This is a genomic window from Microbacterium sp. NPDC089987 (assembly GCF_044748505.1).
GTDB lineage: Bacteria > Actinomycetota > Actinomycetes > Actinomycetales > Microbacteriaceae > Microbacterium.
Genome location: NZ_JBIVGE010000003.1, coordinates 176,863 through 202,665, shown reverse-complemented (window position 1 = coordinate 202,665; position 25,803 = coordinate 176,863). Strand labels below are relative to the sequence as shown.

Sequence of the window (25,803 nt, the reverse complement as noted above, 5' to 3'; positions counted from 1 at the left end):
CCTAGAGCCGGGCGGTCTGGATCGGCTCGGTGTCTGGATAGGGCGAGGGGTCGCGATGACGCAGGTCGGGGAACGAGCGGACGAACACGATCGAGACCACCAAGCCGACGAACGCGAACAGGGCGGCGGCGAGGTACGCACCCGTCGGGCCGGACTGGTCGATGAGGATGCCGGCGACGGCTGAGCCGGCGGCAGCGCCGATCAGCTGACCCGTGCCCGCCCAGCCGAACGCCTCCGCCGTCTCGCTGAACTTCACGCTCGCGGTGGTGATCGCGAAGAGCACGGCCAGGGCAGGCGCGATGCCGACGCCGGCCAGCACGAGGGTGCCGCCGAGCCAGAAGATGTTCAGCGAGACCATCGTGAGGCCGAGGCCGATGGTCACGATCAGCAGGCGCCTGGCCATGGCCCATGGACCGATCGGAATGTGCCCGAATGCGAGCCCGCCCGCCAGGCTGCCGACAGAGAAGACCGCGAGCACAAGCCCTGCCTCCAGCCCGCCGTGTCCGAAGGTCGCGACGACGCCCACCTCGACGGCCGAGCAGGCGCCGATGAGCAGGAAGCCGATGACCGTGGCGAGCATCACCGGCGGCTTGAGCACCACGCGGCCGAACGCGCGACGGCTGCGCGGGATGCGCACGCGACCGACCTCGGGGGAGAGGATGAACCACGCGCCGCCCAGCACGAGGATCACCGCGACCAGCAGCAGACCCTGCATGGTGCCGACCTGCGTGGAGACGACGGTGATCACCACGGGCGCGACGATCCAGATGATCTCCTGCAGTGACGCGTCGAGGGAGAAGAGGGGAGTGAGCTGGCCGGCGTTCACGAGCTTGGGGTAGATGGTGCGCACCGCCGCCTGCACCGGGGGAGTCGACAGCCCCGCGAGCAGGGCGAAGACCATGTAGCCGGGAAGCTCGAGCGGGAGCAGCGCGAGCCCCAGCACCGCCAGCACGCAGACGGCGAGGGTGAGAGTGAGCACCCGGCGCATGCCCCAGGCGCCCATCCAGCGGCTGGTGACCGGGCCGGCGATCGCCTGGCCGACGGATGCGGCGGCGAGCACGATGCCCGCCGCGCCGTACGATCCGGTCTGCTGCTCGACGTGCAGCAGGATCGCGAGACTCGTCATGCCGTTGGGGAAGCGCGCCACGAGCTGTGCGGCGATCATCCGAGCCACGCCGGGCGTGCGAAGAAGGTCCCGATATCCCGCCATCAGAAGAGGTTATCCGGCGCGCGGGCGGGTACGCGATGCGGAGGAGCGACGACACGCCGCGACACGCCGGAGGCGGTTCTCCACAGCGAATCGGGTGTCGGTGACCCGGCGTAGCGTCCTGCCTGTGGATGGATCCGGAAGGGGGTCACGAGAGCCGCGTGAATCCGCGCTCGGAGCGCCCTCCCCGGCGGCTGCGGGCTGTGGAAGAAACGGTGGACAAGCTGTGTTGTATCTGGGGAGAGCAGTGGAAAACTACACGGATGTAACTACTACCCCTTGTGGTCGCTTCCAATGTCCGTCCCCATATGTAGTATTGAAGTCCCGGCGGGGGTCTGCCGGAGAAACCACCTGGAACAGAGGGGAATCAGACATCACCATGTCGATCACGGTCTACACCAAGCCTTCCTGCGTGCAGTGCAACGCGACCTACCGCGCCCTCGACGCCAAGGGCATCGAGTACCAGATCACCGACCTCTCGGAAGACGCCTCGGCGCTCGAGCAGGTCAAGGCGCTCGGGTACATGCAGGCACCGGTCGTCATCACCGACGACGGTCACTGGTCGGGCTTCCGCCCCGACAAGATCGACGAGCTCGCTGCCCGTCTCGCATAGTCCGGAGGGGGTGGCGAGGTGAGCGCAGTCGCGACCGCGGTGCCGCTCCTGGTCTACTTCTCGAGCGCGTCGGGGAACACCGCCCGTTTCATCGAGAAGCTCGGCCTTCCTGCCCGGCGCATCCCCCTGCTCCGCACCGAGGAGCCACTCCTCATCGACGAGCCGTTCGTGCTCGTCACCCCGACGTACGGGGGCGGACAGGGGCGCGGTGAGGAGAAGGGCGCCGTGCCCAAGCAGGTCATCCGGTTCCTCAACGACGAGCGCAACCGGCGCCACATCCGCGGGGTCATCTCCGCGGGCAACACGAATTTCGGCGAGGCGTTCTGCCTCGCCGGAGAGATCATCAGCCGCAAGTGCGACGTGCCCCACTTGTATCGCTTCGAGGTATTCGGCACACAAGACGATGTCGATCGCGTGAGCGACGGATTGGAACGATGGTGGAAGCGACAGTGACCGATGCAGTCGAGTTCAAGGTGAACCCCGCGTACGAGGGGCTCGACTATCACGCCCTCAACGCGATGCTCAACCTGTACGACGCGGACGGCAAGATCCAGTTCGACGCCGACAAGCGCGCCGCACGCGAATACTTCCTGCAGCACGTCAACCAGAACACGGTGTTCTTCCACTCCCTCAAGGAGCGTCTGGACTACCTCGTCGAGAAGGAGTACTACGAGGGCGCGGTCATCGAGCAGTACTCGTTCGACTTCGTCCAGAAGCTCAACGACCTCGCGTACTCGAAGAAGTTCCGCTTCGAGACCTTCCTCGGCGCGTTCAAGTACTACACGAGCTACACGCTGAAGACCTTCGACGGCAAGCGCTACCTCGAGCGCTTCGAGGACCGCGTCGTGATGACCGCGCTCGCGCTCGCCGAGGGCGACGAGCAGGTCGCGATCGACCTCGTCGAGGAGATCATCTCGGGTCGCTTCCAGCCGGCCACCCCCACCTTCCTCAATGCGGGCAAGGCGCAGCGCGGCGAGCTCGTCAGCTGCTTCCTGCTGCGCATCGAAGACAACATGGAGTCGATCGCCCGCGGCATCAACTCGTCGCTGCAGCTGTCGAAGCGCGGCGGCGGCGTCGCGCTGCTGCTGTCGAACATCCGCGAGTCGGGCGCGCCGATCAAGCAGATCGAGAACCAGTCGTCCGGCATCATCCCCGTGATGAAGCTGCTCGAAGACAGCTTCAGCTACGCGAACCAGCTCGGTGCGCGTCAGGGCGCGGGCGCGGTGTACCTCAACGCGCACCACCCCGACATCATGCGATTCCTCGACACCAAGCGCGAGAACGCGGACGAGAAGATCCGCATCAAGACGCTCTCGCTGGGTGTCGTCGTGCCCGACATCACGTTCGAGCTCGCCAAGAAGGGCGAGGACATGTACCTGTTCTCGCCGTACGACGTCGAGCGCGTCTACGGCGTGCCCTTCGGCGACATCTCGGTGTCCGAGAAGTACCACGAGATGGTCGATGACTCGCGCATCAAGAAGACGAAGATCAACGCGCGCGAGTTCTTCCAGACTCTCGCCGAGATCCAGTTCGAGTCGGGCTACCCGTACATCATGTTCGAGGACACGGTGAACAAGGCGAACCCGATCAAGGGTCGCATCAACATGTCGAACCTGTGCAGCGAGATCCTGCAGGTGAACACGCCGACCACGTACAACGACGACCTGTCTTACGATCAGATCGGCAAGGACATCTCGTGCAACCTCGGCTCGATGAACATCGCGCTGTCGATGGATGCCGATGACCTGGGCAAGACCGTCGAGACCGCGATCCGCGCGCTGACCGCCGTCAGCACGCAGAGCCACATCAACTCGGTGCGCTCGATCGAAGACGGCAACGATCGCTCGCACGCCATCGGCCTCGGCCAGATGAACCTGCACGGCTACCTCTCTCGTGAGCGCATCTTCTACGGTTCGGAAGAGGGCATCGACTTCACGAACATCTACTTCTACACGGTGCTGTTCCACGCGCTGAAGGCGTCGAACCAGCTCGCCATCGAGCGCGGCGAGACCTTCGACGGCTTCGAGGACTCGACCTACGCGTCGGGTGAGTTCTTCGACAAGTACATCGACCAGGCATGGGTGCCCGCGACCGAGAAGGTCAAGGAGCTCTTCGCCGACAAGTTCATCCCTGCGCAGCAGGACTGGGTCGAGCTGCGCGAGAGCATCCAGAATCACGGCATCTTCAACCAGAACCTGCAGGCGGTGCCGCCGACCGGCTCGATCTCGTACATCAACAACTCCACGTCGTCGATCCACCCGATCGCGTCGAAGGTCGAGATCCGCAAGGAGGGCAAGCTCGGTCGCGTGTACTACCCGGCGCCGTTCATGACGAACGACAACCTGGAGTACTACCAGGACGCGTACGAGATCGGCTACGAGAAGGTCATCGACACCTACGCCGCCGCCACCCAGCACGTCGACCAGGGCCTGTCGCTGACGCTGTTCTTCAAGGACACCGCCACCACCCGCGACATCAACAAGGCGCAGATCTACGCATGGCGCCAGGGCATCAAGACGATCTACTACATCCGGCTGCGCCAGATGGCCCTCGAAGGCACCGAGCTCGACACCTGCGTCTCCTGCACGCTGTGACGGCCCGATCTACGACTCGAAGAGGAAACAAGAATGACCCCGTCTCCTAAGCTCACGCTGGTCGACCACGTGCAGGCGATCAACTGGAACCGCATCGAGGATGAGAAGGACCTCGAGGTGTGGAACCGCCTCGTGAACAACTTCTGGCTGCCCGAGAAGGTGCCGCTGTCGAACGATGTGCAGTCGTGGAACACGCTCACCCCCGACGAGCAGCTGCTCACGATGCGCGTGTTCACGGGTCTCACCCTGCTCGATACCATTCAGGGCACGGTCGGAGCCGTCTCGCTCATCCCCGATGCGATCACCCCGCACGAGGAGGCGGTGTACACCAACATCGCGTTCATGGAGTCGGTGCACGCGAAGAGCTACTCGTCGATCTTCTCGACGCTGTGCTCGACGAAGGAGATCGACGAGGCCTTCCGCTGGTCGGTCGAGAACCAGAACCTTCAGAAGAAGGCGCAGATCATCGTCGACTACTACCGTGGCGACGACCCGCTCAAGCGCAAGATCGCCTCGACGCTGCTCGAGTCGTTCCTGTTCTATTCGGGCTTCTACCTGCCGATCTACTGGTCGTCGAAGGCGAAGCTCACGAACACGGCCGACCTCATCCGCCTCATCATCCGCGACGAGGCCGTGCACGGGTACTACATCGGCTACAAGTTCCAGAAGGGCCTCGAGAACGAGACCGAAGAGCGTCGCCAGGAGCTGAAGGACTACACCTTCAACCTGCTGTTCGAGCTCTACGAGAACGAGGTGCAGTACACGCAGGACCTCTACGACGGCGTCGGCCTGACCGAGGACGTCAAGAAGTTCCTGCACTACAACGCCAACAAGGCGCTGATGAACCTCGGCTACGAGCCGATGTTCCCCTCGACCGTCACAAACGTGAACCCGGCCATCCTCTCGGCCCTGTCGCCGAACGCCGACGAGAACCACGACTTCTTCTCGGGGTCGGGTTCGTCTTACGTGATCGGCAAGGCCGAGGCCACCGAGGATGACGACTGGGACTTCTGAGATGAGCGAACTGCAGAGGGAGATTGAGGACGGTCGCACTACCGTTCGAGCCGAAGGATACTCGATGTCGATCGGCGAGTTGGCGAACTTGTACGCCAGCGAGGAGCTCGTCATCCGCCCCGAATTTCAGAGATTCTTCCGGTGGGGCATCGAGCAGAAATCCCGGCTCATCGAGAGCATCCTTCTTGGTATCCCGTTGCCATCCATTTTTGTGATGCAGCGGCATGATGGTGTCTGGGAGGTGATCGATGGACTCCAGCGTGTGAGCACAATCCTGGAATTCATGGGCCTGCTCCGCGACGAGGATACAGGAGAACTGAAACCTCGTTCTGTTTTGGAGGCGACAGACTACCTCCCGTCCTTAGCAGGGCACACCTTCGATTCCGAGGAGGAGGAGGCGTCGTTGTCGGCTGGACAACGCATTGCGTTGAAAAGGGCGAAGCTGGACGTGAAAATCTTACTTCCTGAAAGTGACGAAAAAGCGAAGTACGAGCTTTTTGACCGTCTCAACACTGGCGGTGCCCCTCCCACGCCCCAAGAAGTTCGCAACGCGCAACTGATTATGCGAGACCGGACGATGTATGACTGGCTGGTTGCTCTCCGTGATTTACCCGAATTTGGGCAGATTGTTGACATATCGAATCGTAAGAGTCTGGAACAGTATGACCTCGAACTAGTCAGCCGTGCCGTAGCAATCAATTCCTCAACAGACGAGATGCTTCGAGATCTCGGAAATATGGACCGCTTTCTTACGACCAAACTCTTGGCGCTCGCGAGCCATGCGGACTTTGATCGGGAATCGACCGCCAATACGTTTGAGCGGGTCGCCAAACTTGTGGCAGCGGCCGCTGGTGATGACGCCTTCCGGAGATACGACGCAAATAAGGCGAAGTTTCTTGGACCGTTCTCGGTTGCATCGTTCGAGGCGATCACCACAGGATTGTGGGTGAATCTGCCTCTGTGGGAATCGAGCACGGCTGAACAACTCACAACGCGTATTCAGGACATGTGGTCGACGGAATTCGCTTCGATGTCAGGCACGGGCATTGCAGCCAACTCTCGAGTGCCCAAGGTCACGCCTTGGGCGCGCGATTACTTTAGTACGACCGAGTGAAAATTCGAACCTCCGAGGAATTGGTCGATCGTATCGATTCTGATCTTGTTTGGCGTCGGGCTGAACTCACAGCATTTTATGGAGCGGCCGCGAGCGCCTCACGAATTGTCCAGACCGCGTTGCTTCGCGGTAGTGTTGCCCTCTTGTACGCTCACTGGGAGGGCTTTGTCAAAGAAGCTGCGTACTACTACTTATGCTTTCTAGCTTCGAAGCGTCTGAAAACCGAACAGTTGCGGGCGGAGATAGCTGGCTTATCGATGTGGTCGGAGATGGTCGCAGCGGCTGAGTCGCGAAATCCAGATTTGCATACGAAAATTGTCCGATCGCTTCGGGATGACAGTGCCAAGAGGGCCAAGATCCCGAACGACAAAGCCGCCATTCGTACCGAATCCAATCTTTCGTTTCGGGTCTTTGCGGCGATCCTCTCATCGATCGGGCTAGATTCTTCGATACATGAGAGCCATCGGGATCTGATTGACGCTGAACTTGTAGCAGTCAGGAACCGTATAGTTCACGGTGAGAATGAGACCATCGCTTTGCCCGAGTGGGTAGAGCTAAGCGCGGCGGTTCTTGCAATCATGCGAGATGTGGCGGATCAGATACAGCACGCTGCAGTCGAAAAGACCTATCTCATCTAGTCTCTTCCCTGAAGTCTGGCAACTTGTTCATATAGCCTCCCGACCGAGCGCTCGCGTGTGTAAAGGACGGATGCTATGCAGCATCCGTCAGCCCTGAATGATCACAGCCCTGCGCGCCGTAGTTCGACAGCTGCTGCAGGCTCCAGGTATTGCCATCGGGATCGTCGAAGGTGACGAAGTTTTTCCCACGCGAGATCCTCGACTCCTCGGGCCTCGACGCCGACCGACTGCAGGTGCGCGAGAGCCTTATCGGCATCCGGTACGACGACCTGGATCGTGTTCTGCTGGCCCGGCTCGAGATCAATGCCGAGGCCGGTGCCGAAGGCGATGGAGCATGCAGACCCCGGCGGGGTTATCTGCAGGAAGCGTAGCTCGGCACTCACCTGCTGATCGTGGTCGGCATTGAACCCGATCTTCACGTAGAGGTTTTTCGAGCGGTCGACATCTACGACCGGTAGGAAGATGAGCTCGATCTTCCAGTCGATTTTCTGCGCCTTCCGCGCGATGGCGGGAGTGCGCTCCCGCGGTCACGCTACGCTGACCCACCGCACCCGCACCCACCGGCACATGCCGCCCGCCGCATACAGCCCCGCGTAGCGTGGGCACCAGCGATCGGCATCCGCCTTTGGCTACCACAGCTCAAGGGCATCCGATCGGCAGGAGAGCATCATCAGTTCCACGCACATCGACACCGGCGTCGACACCGGCGCAGCCACCCTCGGACCGATCCGGCAGACCTATGCGGGCAACGCGGAGTTCCCACCGATGGCGCATGCCTACAAGCAGGTGTCGCAGGTCGTGCGCGAGACCGGACTCCTGCAGCGCACCTCGTGGTTCTACCTCTCGGTCGCAGCCGGCATCGTGCTCGCCCTCGGCGGAGCGGTCACGGGATTCATCCTGCTCGGCGACAGCTGGTTCCAACTGCTGATCGCCGCAGCCCTCGGCATCATCTTCACGCAGATCGCCTTTCTCTCGCACGAGGCGGCCCACCGGCAGATCCTGTCGTCGGGGCCCGCGAACTTCAAGCTCGCCCGCATCCTCGCGGGCAGCATCGGCATGAGCTATTCGTGGTGGGACTCGAAGCACACCAAGCATCACGGCAACCCCAACCAGGTGGGCAAGGACCCGGACATCGAGGTCGACACCATCTCCTTCCTCGATGAGGACGCGGCCAAGTCGCGCGGCCTGATCCGCCTGATCACCCGCAAGCAGGGCTGGCTGTTCTTCCCGCTGCTCACCCTCGAGGGACTGAACCTCCACTACATCGGGCTCAAGCACCTGCTCACGAAGAAGAAGGTCAAGGGACGCTGGACCGAGCTCGGCATCATCGCCGTCCGCTTCGCGATCCTCCTGATCCCTGTGTTCATGATGCTGCCGCTCGGTATGGCGTTCGCGTTCCTGGGAGTGCAGCTGGCTGTGTTCGGCGTGTACATGGGCGCGTCGTTCGCACCCAACCACAAGGGGATGCCGATCATCGACCCGAGCGCGCGCCTGGACTTCTTCTCGAAGCAGGTGCGCACCTCGCGCAACATCCGCGGCGGCTGGTGGGCGACGGCGCTCATGGGCGGTCTCAACTACCAGGTCGAGCACCACCTGTTCCCGAGCATGCCGCGCCCGCACCTCGCCAAGGCTCGGGAGATCGTGCGCGACTACTGCGCGTCGAACAATGTGCCGTACACCGAGACCAGCCTCGGTCGTTCTTACGCGATCGTGATCGAGTACCTGAACCGGGTCGGCCTCGCGGCCGGCGGGGATCCGTTCGACTGCCCCGCGGCCACGAGTCTCCGCCGCGCCTGACGTTCGGCGCATGACGCAGAGAAGGCGGATGCCCTAGGGCATCCGCCTTCTCTTTCCTTCGCGCGCTCAGACCGTCAGGCTTTCGGATACCCCGCGGTCTTCAACGTGCGAGCCAGATGCGCGGCGTTCGCCGCGGCGGTCGTGATCGTCTGCGCGACCTTCTCGGGCGTCTCGGGGAGATCCTTGTAGTCGGTCGACCCCATCGCCTCGCCGTTCCAGTAGATCGAGCCCTGCGCGGGGATCGTGTAGCCGACGTCGTTCAGCGACTGGAACACGATCGCGGCGATGTGGTGCGCCCCGTCCTCGTTGCCGACCACGACGGCGAGCGCGACCTTGTCGAACAGGATCGGGCGGCCCTGCTCGTCGGTCTCGCTGAGCTCGGCGTCGAGCCGCTCGAGCACCCGCTGCGCGACGCTGGAGTGCTGCCCCATCCAGGTCGGCGTCGCGAACACGAGGATGTCGGCCGCGAGCACGCGCTCGCGCAGCGACGGCCACTGATCGCCGTCTCCCATGTCGGTCTGCACACCGGGACGGATGTCGTGATCGACCGCGCGGATGCGGTCGGCGGTCACGCCGTGCTCGGCCAGGGCGTTCAGCACCTGCTCGCCGAGCACATCGGTGCTCGATCCGGCGGGCGAGGGCTTGAGGGTGCAATTGATGAGCAGAGCGCTGAGCTGTTGATCCATGAGCGGCACGTAACCACCCATCCGTGCAGCAGGGGAGGGGCTTTCGTGCCGGGGAGCGATGGGCTAGACGTCCCGAGCAGGTTCGTCGTCGCCGCCAGCATCCCTGCCGCCGACAGCAGCCGGGGTCCCTGAAAAGCGCAGGGATATGCTGTGCGGATGAACACGCGCAGGGAAGGTCATGCCGCCCGCGGCGACGCCATGATCGACCCGCGCGTGATCGACCCCGGGCAGCAGCTGGTCAGCTTTCGCGGCATGGCCGACATCGAGATCGACCAGGTCGTACGCGTGCTGGCCGCCTTGCGCACGTGGCGTGAGACCGAGCAGCGCATCAGCTGGCGGTCGCGAACCGAGATGAAGCTCAACGAGACCGACATGGAAGCGCTGCGCTTCCTCGTCGCGTCGCTCAACAACGGCATCCTCGTCACCGCCGGCATGCTCGCCGATCATCTGCGCATCTCGACGAGCTCGACGACGAAGATGCTCGACCGGCTCGCCAGAGCGGGGCACGTCGCCCGCACCCCGCACCCGACGGATCGCCGAGCGGTGACGGTGAGCATCACGCCGCACACGCACGAGCAGGTGCGCGACAGCGTCGGCAGGGTGCACGCGGACCGGTTCGCCGCGGTCGCCGAACTCGACCCCGCTGAGCGCGAGGTCGTCGCCCGGTTCCTCGAGCGACTCGCTCGACAAGACGACGCGACCAGCTGAGGCTCAGTACCTGCGGTTGGCCTGGTAGTACGCCAGCAGTGCCTTCGTCGACGGGTCCTGCGCGGTCAGGGCATCCGCATCGCCCTCGAGAGCCGGGGCGATCTGCAGCGCCAGCTGCTTGCCCAGCTCGACGCCCCACTGGTCGAACGAGTTGATGCCCCAGACCGTGCCCTGCGTGAAGGTGATGTGCTCGTACAGCGCGATGAGCTGGCCGAGCACGGCCGGCGTCAGCGACGGCGCGAAGATCGACGTCGTCGGACGGTTGCCGGGGAACGTGCGCGCGGCGACGAGGGCGCCCGTAGTGCCCTCCTCCTCGACCTCTTCGGCGGTCTTGCCGAAGGCGAGCGCCTTTGTCTGCGCGAGGAAGTTCGCCAGGAAGAGACCGTGCACGTCCCGACCGTCATCGGTGAGCGGATACGCCGGATTGACGAAGGCGATGAAATCGGCAGGGATCAGCCGGGTGCCCTGGTGGATCAGCTGGTAGAACGCGTGCTGGCCGTTGGTGCCGGGCTCTCCCCAGAAGACCTCGCCGGTGTCGGTCGTGACCGGTGTGCCGTCCCAGCGCACCGACTTGCCGTTCGACTCCATGGTCAGCTGCTGCAGGTACGCGGCGAAGCGGCTCAACTGCTGGGCGTACGGCAGCACCGCGTGAGTCTGCGCGTCGAGGAAGTTCGTGTACCAGACGTTGAAGAGGCCCATCAGCACCGGCACGTTCTGCGCGAGCGGGGTGGTGCGCACGTGCTCGTCGACGGCGTGGAAGCCCTCGAGCAGCTCACGGAACACCGACGGACCGAACACGACCGCGAGCGACAGCCCGATCGCCGAGTCGACCGAGTAGCGGCCGCCGACCCAATCCCAGAACCCGAACGCGTTCTTCGGGTCGATGCCGAACGCCTCGACCTTGTCGAGCGCGGTCGACACCGCGACGAAGTGGTGTGCGACAGCGCCCTTGCGGCTCGCGTCGTCATCCTCCATCGCTCCGGATGCCCCCAGGCCCGCCCACAGCCAGTCACGGGCGAGGCGCGCGTTGGTCAGCGTCTCGAGGGTGGTGAACGTCTTCGACGCGACGATGAACAGCGTCGTCTCGGGGTCGAGGTCGGCGGTCTTCTGCGCGATGTCGGTCGGGTCGATGTTCGACACGAAGCGTGCCTCGATCCCGGCATCGGCGTAGGGCTTGAGCGCCTCGTAGACCATCACCGGCCCGAGGTCCGATCCGCCGATGCCGATGTTCACGACGTGGGTGACCTTCTTGCCGGTGACGCCGAGCCAGCCGCCCGAGCGCACCCGGTCGGCGAACGCGGAGAGCGACCCCAGCACGTCCTGCACATCGGCATCCACGTCCTGTCCGTCGACGACCAGCTCGAGCGATGCGCCCCCGGGGCGGCGCAGAGCCGTGTGCAGCACCGCCCGGTCCTCGGTGGTGTTGATGTGCTGTCCTTCGAGCATCGCCGCGTAGCGCTCGGCGACGCCGGTCTGCTCGGCCAGGCGCACCAGCGCGCCCACGATCTCGTCGGTCACGAGGTTCTTCGACAGGTCCACGTGCAGGTCGGCGAGCGGCAGCGACAGGCGCTCGACGCGCGTCGCATCCTCGGCGAACCAGCCGCGCAGGTCGGGCGAGAACGAGTCCCGGATGGCCGACAGCTCAGCCCAGGCGGACGTGGAGGTGGGGTCGATCGGTGCGCTCATGCAAGCAACGTTAGCGCCGTGACCGCATCTCGGCGCCACCGATGACGCCACGGCGTGCTGCCGGTAGCGTGGTCAGCGACCCAGGAGGAACGATGAAGACCATCCCGTTCGGAACCCGCACCGCGCCCGCAGTGATCGCGGGGATGATGCGCATCCCCGACAAGACGGATGCCGAGGTGCGCGAGCTGTACGACACCGCCCGCTCGGCGGGAATCGACTTCTTCGACCACGCCGACATCTACGGCGGCGCCATGCACGTCTGCGAAGACCGCTTCGCGGCCGCCCTTCAGCTCAGCGCGGCAGAGCGGGAGGAGATCGTGCTGCAGACGAAGTGCGGCATCGTGCCGTCGCAGCAGATGTTCGACTTCTCGTATGAGCACATCACGACGCAGGTCGAGGGCTCGCTGAAGGCGCTGCGCACCGACTACATCGACGTGCTGCTGCTGCACCGCCCCGATGCGCTGGTCGAGCCGGACGAGGTGGCTCGCGCGTTCGACGAGCTCGAGGCCGCCGGGAAGGTGCGCGCCTTCGGCGTCTCGAATCACACGCCACGCCAGATCGACCTGCTGCGCACCGCGGTCACCCAGCCGCTGGTGGCGAACCAGCTGCAGCTGTCGATCACGCACTCGCCGATCATCGCCCAGGGCATCGCGTCGAACATGACCGGCGAGCAGCAGAGCGTCGTCCTCGATGGCGGCGGGATCGTCGACTACTGCCGCGTCAACAACATCACCGTGCAGGCCTGGTCGCCCTATCAGGCCGGATTCTTCGACGGCGTGTTCCTCGGCAACCCGGACTACGCCGACCTCAACGAGGTCATCGACCGGCTCGCGGCGAAGTACGACGTCACGCCGACCGCGATCGCCACCGCGTGGATCACCCGGCACCCAGCCCGCATGCAGGTCGTGCTCGGCACGACGACACCGCAGCGGGTCGCGGATGCCGCCGCCGGCGCCGACATCGAGCTGACCCGCGCCGAGTGGTACGAGCTGTTCCGCCTCGGCGGCCACATCGTCCCCTGACGAGAGCAGACTGCCATGCATCCGCTCATCTCCGCCTCCGAACTGCGCGATCAGCTCGCCGAGACGCACCTGCTCGATGCCCGCTGGGCACTCGGCCGCACCGACGGGCACGAGCGGTACGTGGCCGGTCACATCCCTGGGGCCGTGTTCGTGGATGTCGAGCGCGACCTGACCCGTCACGGCCAACCGCACGAAGGCCGTCATCCGCTGCCGGATGATGCGGCGCTCGCCGCGGCCGCGCGCCGCTGGGGAGTCAGCCGGGGCGCACCCGTGGTGGTCTACGACGATGACCGGATGCTGCCGGCGTCACGCGCCTGGTGGGCGCTGCGGCGGGCGGGCCTCGACGTGCGCGTGCTGGACGGCGGCTGGCAGGCGTGGCTCGCGGTGGGCGGCGAGGTCGAGACGGGGCGCAGGACGCCGCAGGAGGGCGATGTCACGCTCGGGGCACCGGGGGATGCCGGGGTGATCGACACTCGATCCGCGGCGACCTGGCCGGATGCCGGGGTGCTGCTCGACGCACGCGCCGCCGAGCGCTACCGCGGCGAGACCGAGCCGATCGATCCGGTCGCGGGTCACATCCCCGGTGCGAAGAACCTCCCGATCGCCTGCGTGCTCACCGACGACGGCAGGTTCCGACCTGCATCCGACATCGCGGCGGCATTCGATGGGGTCGGGGCGACGGCGGGCACGCCGATCGCTGCCTACTGCGGTTCGGGCATCACCGCCGCGCAGCTCGCGCTCGCCGGCACCATCGCCGGCCGCGAGGTCCTCGTGTTTCCCGGCTCGTGGAGCGCGTGGTCGAACACCCCGGGACGGCCGGTCGCCACCGGCGCGGAGTGACGACGCCGCGATCTCACCGGTCGTCTACTCTGAGACCATGCCGTTCCTGTTCACCCTGATCACCATCGCGCTGATGGTGTTCGCGCTCGTCGACATCATCCGTCGCGACGACGGCCAGGTGCGGTTCATGCCGAAGTTCGTCTGGCTGCTGCTCGTGGTGCTGCTGCCACTTCTGGGCAGCGTGCTGTGGTTCGCCCTCGGTCGGGAGTACCCCGAGGGTGGCATCCGGCTCGGGCGCCCGGCGCGACGCGAGACCGCCCCCGCGTCGCCGGTCATGACCGCCCCGCCGGCGGACACGCGCTCCACCGAGCAGCAGATCGCCGACCTGGATCGTGAGATCGAGGAATGGCGGCTGCGGCAGGAGATCGAGAAGCGCAAGAAGGAACGCGGCGACAGCGGCAGCGAGGACTGAGCGCGCCGTCAGGCGGTGAGCGATGCGCGCAGCGCCTCGTCGAGATCCGGATGCCTGAATCGATATCCTGCGGCGACCAGCTTCTCCGGCAGCACCCATCGGCTCTTCAGGATCAGCTCGGTCTCGGTCCGGATGCCCATGGCGCCGAGCTCGAGCATCCATCGCGGCATCGGCGGACCCATGCGCGCACCGACGGCCCGCCGCACGGCCGCCATGAAGGTGCGGTTGTCGACCGGATGCGTCGTGCAGGCGTTGACGGGTCCGTCGAGCTCCGGATGCCCCTCGAGGAAGTCGATGATCCCGAGCACATCGTCGACGTGGATCCAGCTGAACCGCTGCCTGCCGCCGCGTGCACCCGGCAGGTGCGCGGTGCCTGCGGCGCGCCGCGAGGCGCTCACCGGCCACCATCCGTCGAGCTGGGTGCCCCCGAGCCCGATGCGGGCGAGACGCTGCAGCGGCCCGAGCACGCCGTCGTCGCCCAGCACGATTGCCGTGCGCAGAGCCACTCGGCGGGTGGCGGGCAGGGCATCCGCCATCAGTGCTCGCTCCCATACCTTCGCGACCTCGACGGAGAAGCCCGTGCCGAGTTCGCCGGTCGATTCGGTCATCGCCCGATCCTCCGCGTGGCGGTAGATCGTCGCGGTCGACGAGTTCACCCACAGCGCCGGCGGCGCGCTCGCCCTGCTGATCGCCGTGCTGAGCGCGGCGGTGGTCTCGAGTCGTGAGCGGAAGATCTCGGACCTGTTGTCGGGCGTGTACCGGCAGCTGACGCTCTTGCCGGCCAGCCCCACGACGAGCGCGGCACCGTCGACGGCGGCGTCGATGCCCGACTGGTCGCTCCAGCTCAGATCCGCACCGGAGCGGGAGATCGTGACGACATCGCGGCCCTCGGCGCGGTACTTCTGCTGCAGGTGCCGCCCGATGAAGCCCGTGGAACCGCCGATGACGACGTGAGTCATGCCTGCTCCTGTTCGACGCGGAAGGTGAACGTGCCGGCGTACTCATAGAGCCGCCCGATCAGGGGCGCGTCGACGGTGAGCTCGACGCGCTGCACGCCCGCCTGCTTCTCAGCGCTCTCCCGCAGTCGCACGACCGGCGCGAAGATCCTCGGAACGCGGACGCGGATTCCGGCGAGGCGAACGCCGATCGCCGTGCTGCGCAGCGTGAGCGCGTGCTCTTCGACTCCGACATCGAAAGCCACCGCGAGGGCGATCGGCTCGCCGATCTGGTCGACCACCCGGCCGCCGGGACGCGCGGACACGGCGTCCTTCATGACCCAGTCGCCGCCGGGCAGGTGCAGTGTGCGCACGCTGACCGCGCGACCGGCGATCGTGCGATTGCGGACGGTGAACGGAACCTGCTCGTGCCAACCCGAAAGCACCGCACCGCTGCCCTGCAGCATCCGCAGAGCCGGCCACAGCCACCGACGGGGCGTTCCGACCCGCTCGAACACGCCCTCTCCGATGCCGACGCTGCCGCGCGGCACCGGCGAGAAGTAGGTCTTCAGGGCCGGATGAAGTCCCGGCCGCTGCTCGCCCAGAGCCCGCAGATACGGGGACTGGGGCACGTGATCCATGCTTCGAGACTACTTGCTGTGCGCTGGACCGCCTGAGCGCGGGTCAGCTCTCCTGCAGCCGGACCAGACGCTCGTGGCCGCTCTCCTCCAGCGCGGCGACGTCGTCGCGCGAGCGCAGGAAGTCGTTGAACGACCGGTACCCGAGCGCCTTCTCGCTGAAGGACGGGTCCATTCTGCGCATCTGCGTCTTCACCGCGGAGGCGTGCAGCCATTCGTCGGCGTCTGCCTTGTCGTGCCCGAGGCGCAGTGCCCGCACGAGCAGGGCGGTCGCCTCCGACTGGTCGTCCTGCTTGGGAGCGACGGTGCGAGTGCGGCGTGTCTTGGCGGTGCTCTTCGGCTCGGCCTTGCCCTTCGCGGTCGTCGTGGCCGCGGCCTCGACCTCGCTGGTGGGGCGGACGACACCGGGCAGCGAATCGTACGACTCGAACTCGTCGCAGGCCGCGGCGAGCGACTTCGCCGTGGATCCGGCGACGCCCACCCCGATCACGTATCGGCCCAGGCGCTTGCAGCGCTGCGCCAGCGGCACGTAGTCACTGTCGCCGGCGACGATCACCACGTGCGTGAGGTCGGGGAGGCGGAACATGTCCTCGACGGCATCCACAGCCAGACGGATGTCGGCGCCGTTCTTCGCATACGCCGCCGCCGGGAACAGCTGGACGAGATCGACCGCACGGGCGACGAGCTGCGAGCGGTACTCGGCGTTCACCGGAGACGACCAGTCGGCGTACGCACGGGTGAGCACGAGCGTTCCGAACGATGAGGCGTAGTCGATGATGGCACCGACCTCGATCGTGGCCTGCTTGAGACGCTCGGCGACCTCGGCGTCGTTGGGGTCGTCGGTGATGCGCTGGCGGTCTTTGCCGTAGGCGTTGCGGCCATGCACCCGGTCGTACCAGGAGATGACGATGTTGTCGAAGTCGAGGTAGACCGCGACGCGGCCGGTGGTGTCTGGCATGCTCAGCTCTCGCTCGGGTAGACGACGCCGACCTGGCGGCGGATCTCATCGAGGGTGCCCATGATCTCGACGGACTCGGCGATCGGCAGGGCCAGCAGCGTGCCTGCCGGGTCGCCGTGGGCGACGGCGCCTTCGGCGGCGAACGCCTGGTACTGCATGCCTCGGCCGTCGACCTGCGACTCGTACGTCTCGATCACCGCTCCGTCGGCGGCGATCACGCGGAAGGACGTCGGGGTGTACCAGACGCGGTCTATCTCGATCCGCGCGTCGGTGCCGAGCACCACTGCCGTGTTCGGTCCTACGGTGCGCGACGAGGAGAGCGACGTCGAGATCGCGCCGCCCGCGTGGGTCATGATGGTGGCGACCTCGGCATCCGCACCGGTCTCGCCCAGGCGTGCGGTGGCCTTGATGTCGGTGGGATTGCCCAGCACATCGCAGACGAACGAGATCGGGTAGATCCCGAGGTCGAGCAGTGCGCCGCCGCCGAGCGGCAGGGCGTTGATGCGGTGCTCGGGGTCGGTCGGAAGGCTCTGGGTGTGATCGGCGGACACCGATCGGATCTCGCCGAGGGTGCCAGCGGCGATGATCTCGCGCAGTCGCACCATGTGCGGCAGATACCTGGTCCACATCGCCTCCATGGCGAGGAGGCCCTTCTCGGCAGCGAGCTTCTGCAGGTCCTCCGCCTCGGCGCTGTTGAGCGTGAACGCCTTCTCGACGAGCACGTGCTTGCCGTTCTGTAGCGCGAGGCGGGCATCCTCATGGTGCATGGGGTGCGGGGTCGCGACGTAGATGATGTCGACCTCGGGATCTTCGGCGAGGTCGACGTACGATCCGTGTGCGCGGGGGATGTCGAAGCGCGCGGCGAATTCGTCGGCGGATTCCTGCGTGCGCGAGCCCACCGCGACGACGTCGAGGCCTGCGGTGCGCAGGTCGGATGCGAAGGCGGTCGCGATGCCGCCGGTGGCGAGGATGCCCCATCGAAGTCCGGTCATGGCATCAGCGTATCGGGGCGTACGACATCGACGACCAGGAGACGCTCAGCTCAGCGGGCGCCGACCAGTGCGTCTTCGAGCAGCGGCGCGAGCACGCGGTCGAGGTCGGCGATGAGGTCGGCCGGATCCTCGAGTCCCGCCGAGACCCGAACGGTGTTCAGCGAGATGCCGGCAGCGGCGCGCTGCTCGGCGGTGAGGTGCGAGTGGGTCATCGACGCCGGGTGCGCGACCATGCTGCGGGCATCGCCGATGTTGGCGACGAGGCGGAACACCCGCAGCTCGTCGACGACCGCGGCGACGCGTTCGAAGGCTCCGTCGTCTTCGGCGCCGACGATGTCGAACGAGAACACCGAGGGGGCGCCGTTCGGGAGGTACCGGGCTGCGGTGCTGTGCCACGGGTTGTCGTCGAGCGACGGGTGGTGCACGCGGGCGACGGCCGGATGCCCGGCCAGGTGCTCGGCGATCAGCCGCGCCGTCGCCGACTGGCGGGAGACCCTGAGATCGAGCGTCTCGATGCCCTGCAGGATCTGCCACGCGTTGAACGGCGACAGGGACGGACCCAGGTCGTGCACGTACTTCGACTTCACGAGCGCGGCGAATGCCTGACCCTTCCCGAACCGGTCCCACAGCACGAGATCGCCGAAGCGGGTGTACGGCGCGGTGAACTGCGGCCATCGTGCGGGCTCCGCACCGAAATCGAAGCTGCCCTGATCGACCACCACACCGCCCAGCGAGCTGCCGTGCCCGGAGAGGAACTTGGTGGCGGAGTGCACGACGAAATCCGCGCCGTGCTCGCCCGGGCGCACCAGGTGCGGTGTGCCGACGGTGTTGTCGATGACGAGCGGGACGCCCGCGGCGTGCGCGACGTCGGCGACCGCGCGGATGTCGAGCACCTGGGCGATCGGGTTCGCGACCGACTCGGCGAACAGCAGCCGGGTGCGCGGCGTGATGGCATCGCGCCAGGCGTCAAGGTCGTCCTGATCGACGAAGGTCACCGAGATGCCGAAGTCGTCGAGCGTCTCCTGCAGCAGATCGATGGTGCCGCCGTACAGCTGGTCTGCGGCGACCACGTGCCCGCCGCGGTGCGCGAGGGCGAGGATGGTGACCGCGACCGCGGCCTGACCCGAGGCGACGGCCACGGCGCTCGCCCCGCCCTCGAGCAGCGCGACCCGCTCCTCGAGGATCTGCTGGGTGGGGTTGGCGTTGCGCCCGTAGATGATGCCGGGCCGGCGCAGGGCGAACAGATCGGCCGCCTCGGCGAGAGACGCGAATTCGTACGCGGCGGTCTGGTGGATCGGCGGTACGGCGCTGATCACGCCGGTGGGCTGGTAGCCGGCCTGCACCTGGGCGGTCGCGAAACCCTGGGGCGTCACGGTACACGGGGAAGTCATGTGCTCATGATGCTCCGAGCGTCGACGCCGGCGCCCCTCGTGTGTCGAACTGTTGCGGCGCAGGCGGCTGCCCGCGGCGAGGCGGCGGGCCGGATCAGGGAACGAGGATGATCTTGCCGTTCGCCGCGTGCCGCTCGATCAGCTCATGCGCCCTGGCGGCGTCGGCGAGGGGAAGCTCGGGACCCAGCTCGACCTGGAAGTCGCCGGCCTCGATGAGGTTGATCGCCAGCGGGATGGCCTCCTGCCGCCAGCCCTGCTCCTCGTCGGTGAGCGGGACGGGGCTGCCGCCGGAGAACGCCCGGATGCCGAAATCGGCGGCATCCGGACCGCGGACGATCGTGGCGATGCGCTCGCGGTCGTCGACGAGAGCGAGGGAGGTGTGAATCGCCTCGTCGGTCCCGGCGCAGTCGAGGGCGACTGTCACGCCTTCCGGGGCGAGGTCGCGCACGCGCTCGTTGGGCCCGTCGCCGTAGGCGACCGGCTCGGCCCCCAGCGAGCGCAGCTGATCGAAGCGCTCGGCGCTTCCCGTCGCGATGACCCGCGCACCCCAGAGCACGGCGAACTGCACGGCCGCCTGCCCGACCGCACCCGATCCCGCGTGCACGAGCAGCGTGTCGCCCTTCGCGACGCCCAGCGAGCGCAGGCACTGGTACGCAGTGCCGACCGGGATGCCGAGGCTCGCGCCCTCCGCCATCGTGACGCCGTCGGAGAGACGGAACAGCTTCGACACGGGCACGGCGAGTGCGCTCGCATAGGTGCCCAGCACGTTGTCGACGACGACGCGGTCGCCGATCGCGAAGCCGGCGACGCCATCGCCGAGGCCGGCCACGACCCCCGCGCCGTCGAAGCCCACGCGGCGGGGCTCGACGATGGGCCCCGAGGGGCGCGCGCCGCGGCGCAGCTTGGCATCCAGCGGGTTCACTCCGGCGGCCTCGATGCGCACGACGACCTCGCCGGGACCGGCGACCGGATCCGGGATCTCGGTCAGCCGCAGGACGTCAGGGGTGCCGATCTCGGTGTAGACGATTGCGTGAGCCATGCGGCCCACGCTACCCGGACTCGTCAGGAGGCGCTCGTGGTGGTGAGCGCCTTCATGATGCGCTGCGGTGAGACCGGCTGCGCGGTGCCGAGGCGCTGCGCGAAGACGCTGATCCGGTACTCCTCGAGCAGCCAGCGCACCTCGACGAGGTTCCCCGGGGCATCCGGGCCGAGCGGGATCCTGCCGCCGGCGTCGTAGAACGCCTTCGCGACCCGCTCGTACTCGGTCATCCGCGTGCGGTCCTTGCCGGGCTCGTTGGCGAGGGTCTTCAGCCGCTCGAGCATCCCGTCGAGGTACCGCGGCAGGTGCGCGAGCCGTTCGATCCCCGTCGCCGAGATGAAGCCCTGGTGGATCAGCCCGCTCAGCTGCGAGCGGATGTCGTTCAGCGGGCCGAGCAGGGCGAGTGAGTTCCGCGACCTGATGCCGCGCTCGACATCGCGGCTCTTCGCCAGGATCTTCGCGACGAGCGACACGCACGCGAAGAGGCGGTCGACGAGCTGGGCGTTCACCTCGTCGCGCACGCGCCGGAACTCCGCCTCGGTGCGGATCACCCCGTCCGGCACACGCTCGTCGATGAGCGCGCGCACCACCGCTGTACGGGCGTCTTCGATGAGGTTCGCGACGTTCGGGTAGGGCGAGGCGGCGAGCGCGAGCTTCTCGGGTGCGGTGAGGTGGTTCTGCACGTACGACGCGGGGGAGGGGACGTTCAGCAGCACGAGACGCAGCACCCCGTCACGGGTGGCGGCGGCTGCGGCATCCGCCGTCGCCTCGACCCGCACCGAGACCGACCTGCCGCGATCCACGATCGCCGGATAGCCGCGCACGGTGCCGCCGGCGACCTTCGTGTCCAGCAGCTGGGGCAGGTCGCCGAAGGTCCAGTCGGTCAGGTCGTCGCGTTCGATCGGACCCCGGACGGATGCCTCGGCCACGCGCTCAGCCCGTCCGCCGGGCGTGCGCCGCTGCTCGGGCCGGTTGAGTGAGCGGGTCACACTCTGCCGGGACCGGTCGGACAGCCGCTGCTGCAGGGTTGTGAGGTCGCGGTCGGATCCGGCGACGCGCCCCCTCTCGTCGACCGCGCGGAAGTTGACCAGCAGATGGCCTGGCACGCGGGCGTCGTCGAAGTCCGAGGCGGAGACGGGCTGATTGGCGAGCGGCTGGATGAGCTTTGCCAGCGCCTCCTTGAGAGACCGGGCGGGCACCCCGGAGTGGTGCTCGGGACCCTCCGCCGACAGCTGCTCGCCGAACTTCTCGGCCCAGTCGGCCGCGGGCACGACGTGACGGCGGATCGCCTTCGGAAGGGCGCGCAGCAGTGCGGTGATCAGCTCTGCGCGCAGGCCGGGCACCTGCCAGTCGAAGCCCGTGTCGCGGATCTGCTGCAGCAGTGCCAGCGGCACCACCACGCTCACGCCGTCGTCTTCGGCGCCGGGTTCGAAGCGATACGCGAGCCCGAGCACCTGGTCGTCCTGCTGCCAGCGCGTCGGGAATTCTCGCTGATCCGTGCGGCCGTCGTCGTCGATCAGGTCGCTCTCGCGCATCACGAGAAGCTTCGGCGTCGTCTGCAGCGCGTCGCGCCACCACTTCTCGAACGAGCGCACGTCGAACACATCGCGCGGGATGCGCTCGTCGTAGAAGGTGAACACGGCCTCGTCGCCGGCGAGGATGTCACGGCGGCGCTCGCGCTCCTCGAGCTTCTCGAGCCGGCGGCGCAGCTCGGCGTTGGCGCGCCAGAACGCGCTGACCCGCTTGTCGATGCGCGACGGGTCCCACTCGCCCTCGACGAGCGCGTGCCGCAGGAAGAGCTCGCGCGCGCCGGCACTGTCGATGCGCGCGAACTGCACCCGGCGCTTCGGGATGATCTCGACGCCGAACAGGGTCACCTTCTCGTAGGCGACGGCGGCGCCGGCATCCTTCGACCAGTGCGGTTCGGTGACCTGCCGCTTGGCGAGATCGCCGGCGATTCCCTCGGCCCAGGCCGGGTCGATGGCGGCGACCGTGCGGGCGAAGGTGCGCGAGGTCTCGACGACCTCGGCGGCCATCACCGCCGGGGGTGACTTCTTGCGCAGGCCCGATCCGGGGAAGATCGAGAAGCGTATGCCGCGGGCGCCGCGGTACTCCGCGATGCGGCGGCCCTTCTTCTCCGTCCCCCTCGCGCCCTTCGACAGGCCCTTCGACAAGCTCAGGACAGGCCGCAGGGACCCAGCGGGTTTCGTGCGCTCGTCGAGGATGCCGATCTGCGAGAGCAGACCGGTGAGGATCGCGCGGTGGATGGCATCCGGGTCCGACGCACCGCCGCCGGCGCTCTTCTGCGTCTTCACGAGCGTGCGCAGCTGCCGGTGCACGTCGAACCATTCGCGCACGCGCACATAGTTGAGGTGCTCGCTGCGGCACATCCGCCGGAACGCGCTCGAGCCGAGCTCCTTCTGCTGCTCGCGCAGGTGGTTCCAGAGGTTCAGCAGGCTGAGGAAGTCGCTGGTCGGATCGAGGAAGCGCGCGTGCATGCGGTCCGCCTCGTCGCGCACCGACTGCGGTGCGTCAGCGCTGGGGCGCTCGCGCACATCCTGGATCGACAGCCCTGCGACGATCGCCATGACGTCGGCCAGCACGCCGCCTGCGGCTGAGGAGGCGGCGACCAGCATCCGGGCGAAGCGCGGGTCCATGGGCATCCGGGAGATCTCCCGCCCGATCTTCGTCAGTCGGGGGTGGTCGCCTCTGACGGCATCGACGGCGCCGATCTCGGTGAGCAGATCGACGGCCGCCTTCACGCCGCGCGAGTCGGGAGGCGTGAGGAAGGGGAACTCGGTGATGTCGCCGAAGCCGAGCGAGAGCATCTGCAGCACCACGGATGCGAGGGAGGTCCGCAGGATCTCGGGCTCGGTGAACTCCGGGCGCTTGTCGAAGTCGTCCTCGCTGTAGAGGCGGATCGCGATCCCGTCGCTGGTGCGGCCGGCGCGTCCGGAGCGCTGGCTGGCGGATGCCTGCGACACCGCCTCGATGGGAAGGCGCTGGACCTTGGAGCGCGCGCTGTAGCGGGAGATGCGCGCGGTGCCGGTGTCGATCACGTACTTGATGCCCGGCACCGTGAGGCTCGTCTCGGCGACGTTCGTGGCGAGCACCACGCGGCGGCGGACGCCGGCGACCTTCGAGGGCTCGAACACGCGGTGCTGCTCGGCGGCGGACAGCCGGCCGTACAGCGGCAGCACTTCGACCGGGGAGGTCGTCGATCGGTACGCGCCGCGCACGGCATCCGCCGCGTCGCGGATCTCCGCCTCGCCGGGCAGGAAGATCAGGACATCTCCGGGCGCCTCGCGCTCGAGCTCGCGCAGGGCGGCGACGATCGCTGTCACCTCATCCTCCGGCTCCGCCCCGGCGCGGTCAGAACTCCGGGAATTCTTCGACGAACCGCCCTGGTCGGGTCGTTTCGCGCTCGATCCGCCGGGTTCCTCCGGAGTCGCCGTCTCGTCGACGAGCGGCCGGTACCGGATCTCGACCGGGTACGTGCGTCCGGAGACCTCGATGATCGGCGCCGGGACCCCCTCGGCATCCGGACCGACGCCCGGGGCGGCGAAGTGCGCCGCGAAGCTCTGGGGGTCGATGGTCGCCGAGGTGATGATGACCTTCAGGTCGGGGCGCTCAGGCAGGATCCGCCGCAGGTAGCCGAGCAGGAAGTCGACGTTGAGCGAGCGCTCGTGCGCCTCGTCGATGATGATCGTGTCGTAGCGGCGCAGCAGCCGGTCGCGGTGGATCTCGTTGAGCAGGATGCCGTCGGTCATCAGTGCGATGCGCGTGGCATCCGACACCTGGTCGGTGAAGCGGACCTTGTAGCCCACCAGGTCGCCGAGCTCGACGTGCAGCTCCTCGGCCACGCGCTCGGCGATGGTGCGGGCTGCGAGCCGACGAGGCTGCGTGTGCGCGATGCGCTCGCGCCCGAGCTCGAGGCAGATCTTCGGCAGCTGCGTGGTCTTGCCCGACCCGGTGGCGCCGGCGACGATCACGACCTGGCTGTCGCGGATCGCCGCGGCGATCTCATCGCGCGCTGCGCTGACCGGCAGCTCCGGCGGGTAGGTGATGACGGGCGAGGACATGACCCTTCATCGTATTGCGCGCACGCGTGCTCGTCGCGCGCTTGCTTAGACTCGGCGAGTGACGACGATCCAGGGCGACATCGCCCCGCCGCGCCCGGTCTCGAAGCTGCGCGCCTGGTTCACCGGCTTCGGGCAACCACCGCGCCTCATGGGGCTCGACATCGCCCGCGCGCTCGCCGTGCTGGGCATGATGGGGGCTCACCTGCTGACCACGCCCGAGCTGTCGTTGCTGGATCCGTCGACGTGGGGTGCTCTGGTGCACGGCCGATCGGCGATCCTCTTCGCTGTGCTGGCGGGCGTCTCCATCTCGCTGATGACAGGACGCACTCGCCTGCCGGAGACCGCCGAGCTGCCCGCGATCAGGCTCACCCTCGTCGTCCGCGGCGCGGCCATCTTCGCCATCGGGCTCGTGCTCGAGCTGCTCGGCACACCGATCGCCGTCATCCTCACCTTCTACGGGGCGCTGTACATCGTCGCGGCCGCGTTCGTGCGATGGCGCGGGTCGCACCTGCTGATCGCTGCGGGCGTGCTCGCGGTCGCCGGGCCGCCCCTGCTCGCCCTGCTGCAGGCGCTGACCTTCCACTCCAACGGGCCGGGCGCCGGGCTCGTGCTGTTCGGCACGTATCCGCTGACAGTGTGGCTGGCGCTGCTGTTGGCGGGAATGGCGATCGGCCGTGCGGGGCTCGAGCGCACCCGCGACCGCGTGCGCCTGCTCGTCATCGGCGTGCTGCTGGCGATGGTGGGGTACGGACTCGGGACGCTGGGCGCTGCCGCCCGCCCGGACGCGGAGTCGTCGTACGCTGACGAGGGCTCGTCAGTGAGCGGCGGATCGAGCGGCGGATCCGCTTCGCTCAGTGAGAGCGATGCCGGATCGGGCTCGCTCCTGGGCGTCAGCCCCGACCAGATCGACTTCACTGGCACCCTCTGCGACGACTACGGCGACGCCTACATCAGCTGCTACCCGCTCGACGCCGGCGTGCAGGACGAGGAGGCGCAGACCCAGACATCCGGCTGGGAGTCGTACTTCGTCGAGCTCGCCGCTCAGGATCCGCTGGGCAGCGCGCTGTTCGCGCTGTTCGCCGTCGAACCGCACTCCGGAGGCACCGCCGAGATCATCGGATCGGGCGGCTTCGCCGTGGCGGTGATCGCGCTGTGCCTTCTGCTGAGCGCGCCGCTGCGGTGGGTGCTGCTGCCGTTCGCCGCGCTCGGCTCCATGCCGCTCTCGGCGTACAGCGCCCATGTGCTCTCGTACGCGCTCATCGCCGGACCCGGCGTCTTCCTCGACTCGTTCGACGTGTGGGTGTCGTCGGCGGTGGTCCTGCTCGTCGCCTCGACGCTGTGGTCGATCCTGCGCGGGCGGGGGCCCCTCGAGGCCCTCCTGGCGCGGCTCTCAGCCGCCGTCTCGCCCGCCGCCGTTTCGCCCCGGTCGCGCTGAGC

Annotated in this window: 22 protein-coding genes and 1 pseudogene; 12 read left to right on the top strand and 11 right to left on the bottom strand. The window is 67.3% G+C overall.

From position 1 onward, the window contains the following. Position 1 precedes the first annotated feature (1 nt). The gene (locus ACIPV2_RS13815) at positions 2-1,210 is read right to left on the bottom strand and encodes an MFS transporter (RefSeq protein WP_101188906.1); all 1,209 of its coding nucleotides are present in this window, start codon (positions 1,208-1,210) and stop codon (positions 2-4) included. A 376-nt stretch (positions 1,211-1,586) separates the two neighbouring features. On the opposite strand from ACIPV2_RS13815, the gene nrdH reads away from it, so the two are divergent. The 6 genes from nrdH to ACIPV2_RS13785 all read left to right on the top strand — a co-directional run bounded on the left by nrdH (position 1,587) and on the right by ACIPV2_RS13785 (position 7,180). Further along, complete coding sequence (nrdH, locus tag ACIPV2_RS13810) at positions 1,587-1,820, top strand: glutaredoxin-like protein NrdH (RefSeq protein ID WP_400842175.1); 234 nt, start codon at positions 1,587-1,589, stop codon at positions 1,818-1,820. 18 nt (positions 1,821-1,838) lie between these two features. Beyond that, positions 1,839-2,273: a class Ib ribonucleoside-diphosphate reductase assembly flavoprotein NrdI gene (gene nrdI / locus ACIPV2_RS13805; protein WP_400842173.1), complete on the top strand. Its 435-nt coding sequence runs from the start codon at positions 1,839-1,841 to the stop codon at positions 2,271-2,273. Next, positions 2,255-4,414: a class 1b ribonucleoside-diphosphate reductase subunit alpha gene (gene nrdE / locus ACIPV2_RS13800; protein ID WP_400842171.1), complete on the top strand. Its 2,160-nt coding sequence runs from the start codon at positions 2,255-2,257 to the stop codon at positions 4,412-4,414. Before nrdI ends, nrdE begins: the two co-directional genes overlap by 19 nt. A 33-nt stretch (positions 4,415-4,447) precedes the next feature. Continuing rightward, the gene (gene nrdF, locus ACIPV2_RS13795) at positions 4,448-5,428 is read left to right on the top strand and encodes a class 1b ribonucleoside-diphosphate reductase subunit beta (RefSeq protein WP_101188904.1); all 981 of its coding nucleotides are present in this window, start codon (positions 4,448-4,450) and stop codon (positions 5,426-5,428) included. Positions 5,429-5,492: 64 nt separating this feature from the next. After that, a complete protein-coding gene (locus ACIPV2_RS13790; RefSeq protein ID WP_400842169.1) occupies positions 5,493-6,542 on the top strand; it encodes a DUF262 domain-containing protein in 1,050 nt (349 codons plus the stop codon). Further along, positions 6,539-7,180, top strand: coding sequence for an MAE_28990/MAE_18760 family HEPN-like nuclease (locus ACIPV2_RS13785; protein WP_400842167.1), 642 nt, complete (start codon positions 6,539-6,541; stop codon positions 7,178-7,180). Before ACIPV2_RS13790 ends, ACIPV2_RS13785 begins: the two co-directional genes overlap by 4 nt. Before the next feature lie 73 nt (positions 7,181-7,253). On the opposite strand, the pseudogene ACIPV2_RS13780 reads toward ACIPV2_RS13785, so the two are convergent. Then, positions 7,254-7,665, bottom strand: a pseudogene (locus ACIPV2_RS13780) (VOC family protein). Positions 7,666-7,945: 280 nt separating this feature from the next. On the opposite strand from ACIPV2_RS13780, the gene ACIPV2_RS13775 reads away from it, so the two are divergent. After that, positions 7,946-8,977: a fatty acid desaturase family protein gene (locus tag ACIPV2_RS13775; protein WP_400842165.1), complete on the top strand. Its 1,032-nt coding sequence runs from the start codon at positions 7,946-7,948 to the stop codon at positions 8,975-8,977. A 74-nt stretch (positions 8,978-9,051) separates the two neighbouring features. On the opposite strand, the gene ACIPV2_RS13770 is transcribed toward ACIPV2_RS13775, so the two are convergent. Then, entirely contained in the window at positions 9,052-9,663 is a 612-nt protein-coding gene (locus ACIPV2_RS13770) for a flavodoxin family protein (RefSeq protein WP_400842162.1), read from the bottom strand. A gap of 156 nt (positions 9,664-9,819) precedes the next feature. On the opposite strand from ACIPV2_RS13770, the gene ACIPV2_RS13765 reads away from it, so the two are divergent. After that, a complete protein-coding gene (locus ACIPV2_RS13765; protein ID WP_400842160.1) occupies positions 9,820-10,371 on the top strand; it encodes a MarR family winged helix-turn-helix transcriptional regulator in 552 nt (183 codons plus the stop codon). 3 nt (positions 10,372-10,374) lie between these two features. Here ACIPV2_RS13765 and pgi read toward each other — a convergent pair whose 3' ends face one another. After that, positions 10,375-12,057 carry a glucose-6-phosphate isomerase gene (pgi, locus tag ACIPV2_RS13760; RefSeq protein WP_400842158.1) on the bottom strand — a complete coding sequence of 561 codons (1,683 nt, stop codon included), beginning with the start codon at positions 12,055-12,057 and terminating at the stop codon, positions 10,375-10,377. Positions 12,058-12,149: 92 nt separating this feature from the next. On the opposite strand from pgi, the gene ACIPV2_RS13755 reads away from it, so the two are divergent. From ACIPV2_RS13755 to ACIPV2_RS13745, 3 genes are read left to right on the top strand one after another with little or no spacing between them, the layout of a single operon-like run. Further along, entirely contained in the window at positions 12,150-13,079 is a 930-nt protein-coding gene (locus ACIPV2_RS13755) for an aldo/keto reductase family oxidoreductase (protein ID WP_400842156.1), read from the top strand. Between the two features lie 15 nt (positions 13,080-13,094). Next, positions 13,095-13,919 carry a sulfurtransferase gene (locus tag ACIPV2_RS13750; RefSeq protein WP_400842154.1) on the top strand — a complete coding sequence of 275 codons (825 nt, stop codon included), beginning with the start codon at positions 13,095-13,097 and terminating at the stop codon, positions 13,917-13,919. Positions 13,920-13,956: 37 nt separating this feature from the next. Continuing rightward, the gene (locus ACIPV2_RS13745) at positions 13,957-14,331 is read left to right on the top strand and encodes a PLDc N-terminal domain-containing protein (RefSeq protein WP_400842153.1); all 375 of its coding nucleotides are present in this window, start codon (positions 13,957-13,959) and stop codon (positions 14,329-14,331) included. An 8-nt stretch (positions 14,332-14,339) separates the two neighbouring features. On the opposite strand, the gene ACIPV2_RS13740 is transcribed toward ACIPV2_RS13745, so the two are convergent. The 7 genes from ACIPV2_RS13740 to hrpA all read right to left on the bottom strand — a co-directional run bounded on the left by ACIPV2_RS13740 (position 14,340) and on the right by hrpA (position 24,366). Next, positions 14,340-15,290 (bottom strand): epimerase, encoded by a 951-nt coding sequence (locus ACIPV2_RS13740; protein WP_400842151.1) that lies wholly within the window; start codon positions 15,288-15,290, stop codon positions 14,340-14,342. Continuing rightward, entirely contained in the window at positions 15,287-15,907 is a 621-nt protein-coding gene (locus tag ACIPV2_RS13735; RefSeq protein ID WP_400842149.1) for a DUF4166 domain-containing protein, read from the bottom strand. The genes ACIPV2_RS13740 and ACIPV2_RS13735 overlap by 4 nt, the downstream gene beginning before the upstream one ends. Before the next feature lie 43 nt (positions 15,908-15,950). Then, positions 15,951-16,862, bottom strand: a complete 912-nt coding sequence (locus ACIPV2_RS13730; RefSeq protein ID WP_400842147.1) for an NYN domain-containing protein — start codon at positions 16,860-16,862, stop codon at positions 15,951-15,953. Positions 16,863-16,864: 2 nt separating this feature from the next. Next, a complete protein-coding gene (locus tag ACIPV2_RS13725; protein WP_400842145.1) occupies positions 16,865-17,854 on the bottom strand; it encodes a Gfo/Idh/MocA family protein in 990 nt (329 codons plus the stop codon). Positions 17,855-17,904: 50 nt separating this feature from the next. After that, positions 17,905-19,245 carry an O-acetylhomoserine aminocarboxypropyltransferase/cysteine synthase family protein gene (locus ACIPV2_RS13720; RefSeq protein WP_400842143.1) on the bottom strand — a complete coding sequence of 447 codons (1,341 nt, stop codon included), beginning with the start codon at positions 19,243-19,245 and terminating at the stop codon, positions 17,905-17,907. Positions 19,246-19,339: 94 nt separating this feature from the next. After that, the gene (locus ACIPV2_RS13715; protein WP_400842141.1) at positions 19,340-20,284 is read right to left on the bottom strand and encodes a zinc-binding alcohol dehydrogenase family protein; all 945 of its coding nucleotides are present in this window, start codon (positions 20,282-20,284) and stop codon (positions 19,340-19,342) included. 23 nt (positions 20,285-20,307) lie between these two features. Next, a complete protein-coding gene (hrpA, locus tag ACIPV2_RS13710) occupies positions 20,308-24,366 on the bottom strand; it encodes an ATP-dependent RNA helicase HrpA (RefSeq protein ID WP_400842139.1) in 4,059 nt (1,352 codons plus the stop codon). A gap of 58 nt (positions 24,367-24,424) precedes the next feature. On the opposite strand from hrpA, the gene ACIPV2_RS13705 reads away from it, so the two are divergent. Further along, positions 24,425-25,801, top strand: coding sequence for a heparan-alpha-glucosaminide N-acetyltransferase domain-containing protein (locus ACIPV2_RS13705; RefSeq protein WP_400842137.1), 1,377 nt, complete (start codon positions 24,425-24,427; stop codon positions 25,799-25,801). The last annotated feature ends 2 nt before the right edge of the window (positions 25,802-25,803 follow it).